The 11,125-nt window shown below is 36.0% G+C and carries 13 protein-coding genes and 1 tRNA gene; 1 reads left to right on the top strand and 13 read right to left on the bottom strand.

All coding sequences use genetic code 11. The features are described from left to right. Positions 1-56 precede the first annotated feature (56 nt). The 13 genes from copZ to J2Z40_RS16705 all read right to left on the bottom strand — a co-directional run bounded on the left by copZ (position 57) and on the right by J2Z40_RS16705 (position 9,969). A complete protein-coding gene (copZ, locus tag J2Z40_RS16655) occupies positions 57-263 on the bottom strand; it encodes a copper chaperone CopZ (RefSeq protein ID WP_066392918.1) in 207 nt (68 codons plus the stop codon). Positions 264-320: 57 nt separating this feature from the next. Further along, complete coding sequence (locus tag J2Z40_RS16660) at positions 321-653, bottom strand: metal-sensitive transcriptional regulator (RefSeq protein ID WP_066392917.1); 333 nt, start codon at positions 651-653, stop codon at positions 321-323. A gap of 171 nt (positions 654-824) precedes the next feature. Beyond that, on the bottom strand, positions 825-1,427 hold the full coding sequence (locus tag J2Z40_RS16665) for an SAM-dependent methyltransferase (protein ID WP_066392915.1): 603 nt from the start codon (positions 1,425-1,427) through the stop codon (positions 825-827). A 60-nt stretch (positions 1,428-1,487) separates the two neighbouring features. Beyond that, positions 1,488-1,613 (bottom strand): hypothetical protein, encoded by a 126-nt coding sequence (locus tag J2Z40_RS20050; protein WP_281064494.1) that lies wholly within the window; start codon positions 1,611-1,613, stop codon positions 1,488-1,490. 287 nt (positions 1,614-1,900) lie between these two features. Beyond that, positions 1,901-2,758, bottom strand: a complete 858-nt coding sequence (locus J2Z40_RS16670) for a peroxiredoxin family protein (RefSeq protein ID WP_083953996.1) — start codon at positions 2,756-2,758, stop codon at positions 1,901-1,903. Between the two features lie 957 nt (positions 2,759-3,715). Then, entirely contained in the window at positions 3,716-3,997 is a 282-nt protein-coding gene (locus J2Z40_RS19885) for a hypothetical protein (RefSeq protein WP_245350142.1), read from the bottom strand. Positions 3,998-4,132: 135 nt separating this feature from the next. Next, a complete protein-coding gene (locus J2Z40_RS19890; RefSeq protein ID WP_245350143.1) occupies positions 4,133-4,285 on the bottom strand; it encodes a nucleotidyltransferase domain-containing protein in 153 nt (50 codons plus the stop codon). 103 nt (positions 4,286-4,388) lie between these two features. Beyond that, positions 4,389-5,177, bottom strand: coding sequence for a class I SAM-dependent methyltransferase (locus J2Z40_RS16680; protein ID WP_066392912.1), 789 nt, complete (start codon positions 5,175-5,177; stop codon positions 4,389-4,391). Between the two features lie 45 nt (positions 5,178-5,222). Continuing rightward, a complete protein-coding gene (locus J2Z40_RS16685) occupies positions 5,223-5,831 on the bottom strand; it encodes a histidine phosphatase family protein (protein WP_245350144.1) in 609 nt (202 codons plus the stop codon). 94 nt (positions 5,832-5,925) lie between these two features. Then, a tRNA-Val gene (locus J2Z40_RS16690) sits at positions 5,926-5,997 on the bottom strand. Positions 5,998-6,374: 377 nt separating this feature from the next. Beyond that, positions 6,375-8,333, bottom strand: coding sequence for a TRAP transporter permease (locus J2Z40_RS16695; protein WP_066392904.1), 1,959 nt, complete (start codon positions 8,331-8,333; stop codon positions 6,375-6,377). Continuing rightward, positions 8,326-8,853 carry a DUF1850 domain-containing protein gene (locus J2Z40_RS16700; protein ID WP_066392902.1) on the bottom strand — a complete coding sequence of 176 codons (528 nt, stop codon included), beginning with the start codon at positions 8,851-8,853 and terminating at the stop codon, positions 8,326-8,328. Before J2Z40_RS16700 ends, J2Z40_RS16695 begins: the two co-directional genes overlap by 8 nt. A 114-nt stretch (positions 8,854-8,967) precedes the next feature. Continuing rightward, positions 8,968-9,969, bottom strand: coding sequence for a TAXI family TRAP transporter solute-binding subunit (locus tag J2Z40_RS16705; protein ID WP_066392899.1), 1,002 nt, complete (start codon positions 9,967-9,969; stop codon positions 8,968-8,970). Between the two features lie 308 nt (positions 9,970-10,277). Here J2Z40_RS16705 and J2Z40_RS16710 point away from each other — a divergent pair, with 308 nt between their 5' ends. Next, positions 10,278-11,003, top strand: coding sequence for an alpha/beta hydrolase (locus J2Z40_RS16710; RefSeq protein ID WP_066392897.1), 726 nt, complete (start codon positions 10,278-10,280; stop codon positions 11,001-11,003). The last annotated feature ends 122 nt before the right edge of the window (positions 11,004-11,125 follow it).

Here is an 11,125-nt window from a genome sequence, read left to right on the forward strand (position 1 = left end):
ATATACCTATAAGGGGTATAATTATTATAAAATGAAAGAGTGCTCTAAAAGCACTCTTATTCTACGTCATATCCTTGATCTTCAATCGTTTCTTTAATTTTATCAAGGGGTACTTTCGCTTCATTAAAGGATACTTCAACCAAAGCTTCGTCTAATTTTACGTTCACACTGTTTACACCTACTAATTCACTGACACTTCCTTCTACAGACTTTACACAATGTCCACATGACATTCCTTGTACATTTAATGATATCGTTTGCATCTTCATACTCTCCTTTAACCCCCATACCACATAGGCGTATATATGGCTGAAAAAAATTTATCTTTTCATAAGTTTTTGAATGGTAATCACCAATTCGTCTAATACCTCATGCTCCCCTTCAGAAAGCCGATCTACCACACACCCTTTTAAATGCCCTTCTAAAAGAATCCTGGCTACACTATTGATAGCAGATTGTGTTGCTGATATCTGAGTGATAACATCATCACAGTATACATCCCTGTCAATCATTCCTTTGATTCCTCGTATTTGGCCTTCGATACGATTTAATCGAGTTGTTAAATCCTTTTTTACACGCTCAGGATGATGACTTTTTCTACAAGAGCTGCCGTCTTCTGTATGGCAAACATCTACTTTTAATGGGTTTTCCATCTAATCCCCCCTAACATAATTAAATTTTACCATACCCTAGATAGGTATGTAAAGAGGCAATTTTATTTTTTATCCATTCTTCATATACATGGTTTCACATCTACTATTAAAAGACTTTATCTCTGTACACTGTGGTCTTGGAAAACAGTCTACTAGCAGCATGACATACATTCATTCCGGTTTCTGAGCAACAAATTGAATAATATGTGCTAAACCAGTATGTAATTCGCCCTCATGCCGAATCGCCTCACCCATAAAAAAATGTACAATTTTCCAATCCAAAAAAGCTTGCAGAAACTCTTCCGGAGAATAAAGGAAATTGATATCTTTAGGTCCCCCGCTTTTATATGAAAGTTGATGAATGGAATATACCTCTGACACATAATAACCACCAGGTTTAACTGCTTTTTTTACTCCCTCAAATGTTCTTTTACGTGTTTCTTTTGGGAAGTGGCCAAATACACAAACAATTGAATCCCATAAACCTGTTTCCCAGACAGCTTCGTTTAAATCAACAAGCTCTGTTTGAACTGTTACTCCTTTGCTTTCAGCAAGTTTTCTCGTTTTTAGCAGTCCAGATTCGGCAAAATCCCATGCAGTTACCTTCATTCCTTTTTCAGCTAAAAACACAGCATTTCTACCTTCACCTTCAGCGATAGCCAAAGCTTCTCCGGATAATTGTAGCTTTAATTGCATATCAGAAATGAACACATTTGGCTCCGTTCCATAAACATAATTTTTAGCTTGAAATCGATCATTCCAATGATTACTCATAATAGTCTCCTTTTTATTAGAAAAAAGTATGTAAAAAAAGGGCAAGAATAGCCCTTTAACTTAAACTTGAAGCACGGTAAACTGTCCGCCTCCAAATAATGTCTTTATATAATCAATCTTTACATGATTAAAATAGACCTGATCTCTTTCATTTACTAAAAATCCGATTCCATCTTGTTCAATCATTTCATCATTTTCTAAAGCTGACTCTTCCAGAGTCAGACGTAACTGAGGTCCCCCTCAGCCAATGCCCATTGAAAAACGAATCAGCGGTTTTTTCCCCTCATTGATGACATCTTGAACTTCACTTTTAATAGCTGAAATGGCAGCATGCGTAACTTTAACCATTTTGCACCTCCATGATTTTATTGTGTCTAAATTAGATAATTCTCATAATGCCCCTGTGGGTATAGTTTGAAACAAAAGTTTAATCTTGTCAAAGCTTTTGAATTTACAAATTTATCTAATGCTCGTTAATCGCTCATATTTTCAATTAATTGGTTCATCATTTCTTTATCCATAGGACCGACTATTTTCTTGCGTATTATTCCATGAGAATCAATGAAGTAACTTGTAGGAATTGTAATTGCTTGATATAAAGTGCCTATATCTCCCTCTTCGTCAAGTAAAACAGGAAAAGTTACGTTTCTCTCTTCCATGAATTCTTTCACATTTTCCGAATTTTTCTCTGATGTAGTCAAATTGATGGCAAGTATTTCGACATTGGATTTATCTCTTGTAGCATAAAATTCTTGCATATGCGGGATTTCAGCTTTACATGGTGGACACCATGTTGCCCAGAAATTTAGAATGAGCTTTTTCCCTTGTAGATCTGATAGTTTAACGTTCGTATCTTCTAAACTCTTTAATACAAAATCTGGTGCTTTATTTCCTTCTTGAAGACCAACTTCTACGGTCTTTGTTGTCGCTGTATTCACTTTTGGCTTGTCGTTGTTCAAAATAAGGTTTACTAAGAAATAGCTACACATTACCGCAAAGGCAAAAATAACCACGGACTGTATAATCACTACATTTGTTACCATTAATTTTCTGGTCGTGAAAAAGAAATAGATTAGTGCACAGAGCATTCCTAAAAATAAACCCTTCAATCCGCCTGTAAAATATAATAAGGACATTGGACTTTCAATAACTAATTTCGGTTCGAACAGCAACAAACTGCCTTTCCAAATGAGAAAACCCCAAAAAAGACTATTTAATGCCAAATCAAATATTTGTTTTCCAGAATCTCCTTTTTGTGAACGATTCAGCCATAATTTCAGAAATACAAATCCGATCACAATAGCAATGCTAAGAACAATCCATTTCATCATAATAGTCATAGAACCAATTTGGATTACATTTATTTAAGGCTCCCCCTTTCTTACATTTGATTGCTTGTTAACACTATCAATTAGAACCTATCACTGCCTCGTTTTTATTATCACATAATCGAGATAATCATTTGGTTCATGATATGTTTCTCCCATTCCTTGCGAATATGGAAGATCAATTAAAGGCTTTAAAAATTAAGTAAATGACTCCTACCAGGAGCCATACAAACGTTCCTGGTCATATTGGAAATGGTTTTTTTACCTGTTTTCCAACTCCAGTAACCTTTGTCTGACTGATTCCTCAAGAATTCGGCGAGGAACAATTCTTCATTTTTTTTTCTTGTTCTGACATCATATAGCCTCCTCATCAAATTTTTTAATATACTTTTATTCCATAGGTATATTTTAATTACCCATTAGGGTATTTATACAATCAAAAATAAAAGGCCAAACCTCTTCCTTTTTCCACTCAGATTATCTATTATCACATCATCTGTCTATCTCCAATTTGAGTCATTATAACCTATCTAATTCATCTTTCATGAAAATTGAAGGCTGTTTTCGTAAACCGTTCATTTTCACAATTGATTAAAAAACAACAATCTTTTACAAAAGAGCCAAATTGAAGAACACATAACATATTTTTATGTTATACCCTTTAGGGTATGTTGTCAACTAGATAACAAAGACCACACAAAAGTAGTTTCCTTAAAAAGGAAAAAAGACATATCTCAAAAAATGAAATATGCCTTTTGCTTATGATCCGAGAGGGATTCAAACCCTCGACCCCATCCCTGTCAAGGAAAGCTCCAAAGTTGGATGTATTCCAAAAAAATTTGAAGAACCCTTATTTGTCGGCTGTTTTAACGACCTATTTCTGATGTAAAATGAGGTATTGGGAGGTTTTACGAAAGAGTTTCACCTGCATTTCACCCTTATTAACCCTAAAGAGAAACTTTAAATCAAATGTTTCAGCCATACGTGTTGTGGTTCGTGGATCTGTATTGCATCACTTAACCATCTTCTCTGTTGGGGATTTAGATAATCTTTTACTGTCATAAAGTCTTGATGATCTTTTTCTCTCGTATTCTTCACTTTATATAAAAGTACAATTTCTGGATTAAGATATGGAACGCCTTCGCCTGTATAACTACATATTTCCTTAATAGGAGAGGAAATGCTCATATCTCTCCTAAACTTCCACTTATCACCGTTTGTCTCATTAAGTAGAACTTCCATCTCTTCCTTATTCAATTCATTTAGAACGTGTATTTCATGAATAGGAAGTTCCAGATATTCACTTTCCCAAGGATGGAGTTTACCGCTAATGACCTTCTTACATTCCCAATCTTGTAGGTAATCCTTTAATCTTAATTAATCTTTACGAAAAATCGCTATCTCTATATCCTTATGTATTCTTGATTCTTTACCGATATGAAGATCAATTGCCCAACCACCTGCAATAAACCAACTCCAGTTAAAGTTTTCCATCAGTTTATTGATTCTTCTACACTGTTCAAATGACATAGCATCCCCCTTAGTAATCCTTAATTTCAATAAACACGCTTGTGTTTTTGTTTTCCGAACAACACCATTAAAACTTCCCATATTCTTTTGTAAACTATGATTTCTATACCGTTGCCCGAACTAAATAACGTTGAAACGTAATGGGTAATCCTTCGCTCACTGCATTTTGCTCAAATATCGTACTGATATGTTGCAAATTTTCACCACTTAACAAATTAAATACAGTTTGTTTTTGACCAAAACAAAGTAGTTTTAATACATCAGTAGGTGATTGTAAATACTCAGTATTATTGACTATTTCAATGTCTATGTGGGACAACTTACTTTTTACCAGTCTTTGCTTTATTAAATCTAAGGTATTCCCTTTATTTTGTTTGAAGAGGTTGGGGAATAAATGAGGTAACTCCTTACCAGAATCATCTCCTGGATGAAGTCCAAGTATTTTCCCACCTTTTTTAACGACATTACTTAGCAAGAGATATGCAGATGTGGGGCCTTTACGAATATATGCACAATCAAATTCATCTTGTGTGAAAGGCAGTCCACTTTTTGAATTACCGACAACAAATGACACATTCATCTTTTTATTCTGATTTCCGCTTTCTACAAAACTATCAGTAACGTCAAAGCCAACAACCTTTTTTGCTAATGAACTACACAGTATAGCAAATTCTCCGTGTCCACATCCAACATCTAACACTTTTTTGTTCTGAATCATACTAAACACTTCTTCATCAAATAAAGATTCTCCATTGGGCTTCGATAATAATGAATTCCAAGGATATTGGTATTTTCCAGAAAGTTCACCAAGTTGTTTATACCAATCTATAGAATGGGGTTCCAACCAGTCAGGATGATTGGATGGATCAAGTAATTCAAAGTTTAGTTTCAAGCTCTCCACTCCTTTAGTTCTGTAATTAGTACAAAATCCTTAGGTTTATTCCCATATTCTCTTAACATGTACGAGCTTTTTACCATCGAATGATAGTTTATAAATGTCAGGCATTTCAAGTTCCTTCCAAAATCCGAATCCATATTTCCTGTCGAAATGATTCATAATTAAGACCATAATGTTACCATGAGTACCGATTACTACGTTTTTGCCTGGATAATTTTCTAATACTTGTAAAGTCGCATAAACACCTCTTTTTTGAGCTGTCTTATTTGATTCTCCACCTTCCCATGAAAAATTATCATCCTTCCAAACTTTAGTAATAGCGGCTGTAAAATCTTTAACAGGGTTTTCCGCCAAAAGGCGTTCTTTAAAATCATCCACTAACACAATCTCTTTATTTAAGTATTTGGCCATTCCTTCAACCGTTTGAATTGCACGTCTATAAGGACTTGAAAAGACAATATCAATATTTTCTTTTTTCAGCAAATTTGTTACAGTATTTGCGTCAGTAAAGCCACGGTCAGACAACGGTCTTCCTGCTTCGTCTGGTGTATATGTAGAATGAGCATGTCTAACAAAGTACAAATTGGTCAACAAACTTCCCACGCTCCTATTCATATTGGCAATAATAGAAATGAATAAAGTTCTCATGAGGATGATTGATCTCCTTACAATTTTACCTAAACTTCAAAAAGTGAATATGAAAAAAGACATATTCCAAAAAATGAAATATGCCTTTTGCTTATGATCCGAGAGGGATTCGAACCCCCGACCCCATCCCTGTCAAGGATGTATTCTCCCACTGAACTATCGGATCAGATTATACAATTTCTCTACCCTATCATCACTGTACTCTACTGCTAAACTACCAGATCCTTGAGTAGATATACATATAATTATATAAAAAATAAAGAAAAAGTCAATAATTGGTGCTTCATTAAATATAAAATCTTAAGGTACACTCGCTTTACAGCTATTTTTGCCAATGCTCATTGTCATTCTGATAACATTAAAATAGCTTTCATTACAGTCATAATGGATAAAAGTACTTCATTACAGATTATCCAACCTTATACAAAGATTCCAATTTCATTTTAACACCTTATCGAATGCTACTTCATTTTAAAAAAAGTAGCCTAAATCAATTACGATTTAAGCTACTATCTACTTTCCTCTTACTTACTATCACTTTAGTTAGGCTGCTTGTGGTTTTACAGTATTATTACGTTTAAAGACATATTGCAGAACGACTAAGAGAATAAATATGGCTAAGCCAACAATATCTGAAATTCCTTCTGGATAAATGAGCAATAATCCCCCAATTATACCTAATATCCGCTCTATCCATGTTAGTTTGCGCAACCAGAAGCCGATTACACCCGCACCAATAGCCATCATTCCAGAAATGGCCGTGAATACAACCCAAATTAAGTAATACCAAGTTGTATCAATCATTAATAGCTCTGGTGAGAGAACAAACATATATGGAATAATAAATGCACCTATCGCTAGCTTGGATGCATTTACTCCTGTTTTAATTGGGTCTCCACCAGACACTCCTGCTGCTGCAAACGCGGCAAGCGCAACTGGAGGGGTAATATCTGCCACAATACCGAAGTAGAATACGAATAAATGAGCTGATAAATCTGGTACTCCTAATAGTATAATAGCAGGTGCGGCAATCGTTGAAGTAATAACATAGTTTGCTGTTGTTGGTGAACCCATGCCAAGGATAATAGCTGCGACCATTGTCAGCATCAGAGTTGGAATTAATAAGCCACCGGACAGATCAAGCAGTCCATTTGCCATCTTCAACCCTAAGCCTGTTTTCACAACAACACCAACGATGATTCCAGCGGCAGCCGTTGCCGCAGCAACTCCTAGTGCTGTTCGGGCACCATCCACTAGTGCATCAATGAAATCTCTGAAATTGATTCTTGTTTCCTTACTAATCGCACTAACGACGATCGTAATCACAATCGATAATAAAGCAGCGCGAATGACACTCATTCCACTCATCAATAAGAAAATTACCGCAAGAATTGGAAGAAGTAAATAGATTTTCTTTAATACTTCTTTCTTGTTCGGCATTTCTTCATCTTTTAATCCTCGTAAACCGAGACGCTTTGCTTCAAAGTGAGTCATAATCCAGACACCTGAAAAATAGAGCAATGCAGGGATCGCTGCTGCTTTGGCAATTTCCCAATAAGTAATGCCTCCGCCAATGAACTCAACCATTAGGAAGGCTGCTGCTCCCATAACAGGAGGCATAATTTGTCCACCAGTTGAGGCAGTTGCTTCAACGGCTCCAGCAAACTCCTTCTTATAGCCAAGCTTTTTCATCATTGGGATGGTAAAAGAACCGGAAGTGACTACATTTGCTACTGAGCTTCCGCTAATCGTACCTTGTAAAGCACTTGAGAAAATAGCCACCTTTGCCGGACCTCCTGTTGCTTTCCCAGCAATTGAAACAGCTAGATCATTAAAGTATTGACCAACCCCTGTTTTTACAAGGAAAGACCCAAATAGCAGGAATAAGAAGATGAATGTTGAGGATACACCTAAGGGAGTACCCAAAATTCCTTCTGTTGTAAAGAACATTGTTTGTACTAGCCGTTCAAGGTCAAGACCTCTATGAGCTAAAAAGCTTGGCATATAAGGGCCAAAAAGAGCATATAACAAAAATACAATGGCAATAATTGTGATTGGTAACCCAACCGCTCGTCGTGTTGCTTCAAGCACCAATAATACCGCTAAAAGTCCAACCAAAAAATCAATTTCTGTTAGCCGTCCCGCTCTCATGACGATCTCGTCTATAAATAAGGGCCAGTATGCACCTACTGCTACGCCAAGAATAGCAAGGATTATATCGTACCATGCGACTTTATGCTTGCGCCCCTTATCTTTTTTCCTAGCAGGAAATAAAAGAAAAATAAGTGCTAAGGCAAATCCCAAATGAACAGAACGCTGTAGCTGCGCTGTTAGCATTCCAAATACACCCGTATATAGATGGAATAAAGAGAATGATAACAAACCGAAAAAAACAATCCAACCGATTATCCCTTTTAATTTTCTTGTTCCTGCTTCTGGGTCATACTTCTCCAATATTTTCTGCTGTTCTTCAAGAGATAATGTTTCCTCCGAATTACTCAAGGATGTTCACTCCTTTCAATTGTTCAAAAACACTTATTTTGTCTATCTTTATGCGCAGCAACGTTCCGGGTTCTATATACCTAGAAAGAGGATATTCAAGTTCCTTATAAATTAACGTGTGATTTGCTCTCACTTTCCCTAATCTAAGATCAAATAAAGGAAAAATGCGATTCATGTTTTTTATAAAATATTTGCCGTCTTTATGCTCAAATATTTCACCTTCTGAAGCATTTTCCGGCATTCCAATTGCAAAATCTTCGTACATCAGTTCATATTGCTTGATCTGTTTGTCCTTCGTTACAAGATAGCTTTCGATTACATCTGATCGATGGATAGAATGTAAATATTTAATTTTGAACTGCTCATCCTTATGTATCGGAATATAGGCGAGCACCTTACCAGTATGTTGATATTGAAAAACCAGTGCTTGCTTTAAGGGAATGAAAAACAGAAATACGATGGATATGAGAATGAGGGAAACCAGGATAAGCATTTTTCTATCTGGCTTTTTTTCTTTCATGTAAACCCCACCTAATCAACGTTCAGGAAAATGCTTTAAAGATATAATGACCGGCATAAAAACCTTTAATATGGTTTTATAGCCGGTCAAGTTATCTCCTAATGAATGTATGGTTTACTTAGGAGATATGCCTTTTTCATCATAGTACTTTTGTGCGCCAGGATGAATGTCAATTCCCACACCATTCACAGCATTTTCCGCACTAATTAATTTACCTTTTGCATGTGCCACTTGATCTAAATTTTCAAAGATTGCTTTCGTCACTTCATAAACTACGTCTTCAGAGAGATCATTCGTAACAACAAGCATCGCTTGAACGGCTACAGTTGTCACAGCATCCGCAAGACCATATGTGCCAGCAGGAACTTCATCCTTCACATAATATGGATATTTCTCGATTAAAGCATCAATTTTATCTTGTGCAATTGGGATAATAACGACATCTTCCGTTGCAGAAAGACCTTCTACAGCACCTGTAGGCGTTCCAGCTGTAACGAATGCAGCATCAATTGTACCATCTTGAATACCAGCAGTTGACTCATCAAAGGAAAGATCCTGTTTGTTAATATCATCAAAAGTCATGCCATGCATTTCAAGAATTTGTTCTGCATTTGGGTTCGTTCCAGAACCAGGGGCACCGACAGAAACCTTCTTGCCTTTTAAATCTTCTACAGTTTTAATCCCAGATTTAGTTGTTGTAACGATTTGGATTGTTTCAGGATACAGTGTGCCAATCGCACTTACGTTATCAACGGCTGCACCTTCAAACATTAATTTGCCTTCTTTCGCATAAGAAGCAATGTCTGTTTGCGAGAAAGCGATTTCAGCATTGCCATCTTTCAGCGTATTCATATTCTCAGCAGAAGCACCAGAACTTTCAGCAGTCGTCTGAATTCCAGTCTCATCAGAAATAATGTTAGCAAATGCACCACCAAGCGGATAATATGTACCACCAGTTCCACCTGTCAAAATACTCATAAATTTCGGCTTTTCTGTTCCAGCTGTGTTATCGTCGTCCTTTTCACCTGAAGTTTCAGAACCTCCACTACAAGCTGCTAGAAACATCGAGAATGCTAGAAGGAAAGCAGTCAGTAAAAATATGCTTCTCTTTTTCAATTATTTTGTCCCCCTTTTCGAATTGTTTGTTTATTCAAAATATAGTTTAACATAAAAATTAGGAAAATTGTAAAAAATAAGTCTGCTTATAATGAAAACAGATTACTAGTTCTCATCATAGGAAATTATGATAAGAAATTTTTATTAACTTGCATGTTCTCCAAAAAAATATCCATATTATACATATATGTTTAATAGCATGAATCAATTATTTCTTAAATTTTTTCAAACATGTTAAAAGCTTTTCCACCAAACTTATGTTAAAATATCATGCAAAGCTTACATAACATCAAATGGAGGAATCATCTATGCAAGAAACTAGAGGAACCATTAAAGATATGACTATATCAAGTAAGGAATTAGGCGAGGACATCGAACTGCTTGTATACTTGCCTGCAACTTATACTCCTTTATATAAGTATCACATGCTAATTGTCCCAGACGGCAGAGATTATTTTCAACTAGGGAGAATTGGCCGTACAACAGATGAATTACTAAAAAACAGAGAAATTGAAAATATTATTATTGTTGGGATTCCTTATAAAAATGTAGAGGATCGCTGGAAGAAGTATCATCCAAAAGGAGAACAAAATCATGCCTACATCCGATTTTTAGCTCATGAGCTCGTTCCATTTTTAGATCAGGAATTTCCAACCTATCAAATGGGAATGGGCCGTGCACTATTAGGAGACTCACTTGCAGCAACCGTCTCATTAATGGCTGCATCTGAATATCCTCATACATTCGGTAAAGTTTTACTTCAATCTCCGATGGTGGATGAGAATGTATTACATGCGGTTAAAGAAATCAATCAGCCTCATCTAACAAGTGTTTATCATGTAATTGGTAAAGAGGAAACCAATGTTCAAACAACAAAAAATGAAGAGAAAGATTTTCTCACTCCAAATAGAGAACTTTCAAAACTATTTACAGAAAAGGGCTTTCCCTATTTCTATGATGAATTTGATGGAGACCATACATGGACCCATTGGCAACCAGATTTAAAAAGAGCATTAAAACAAATGTTTTCATAATCCTTTCACAGAAAAATAGTTCTCAGAAATCAAAACCACCAGTGTGAACTGGTGGTTTGCTCTGCGGCTGAAAGCCTCTCTTACCGGCCTTGGCCTTAAAGGCCCACTGAAAGGGTTTCCCT

Source organism: Cytobacillus eiseniae (genome assembly GCF_017874625.1).
GTDB lineage: Bacteria > Bacillota > Bacilli > Bacillales > Cytobacillaceae > Cytobacillus > Cytobacillus eiseniae.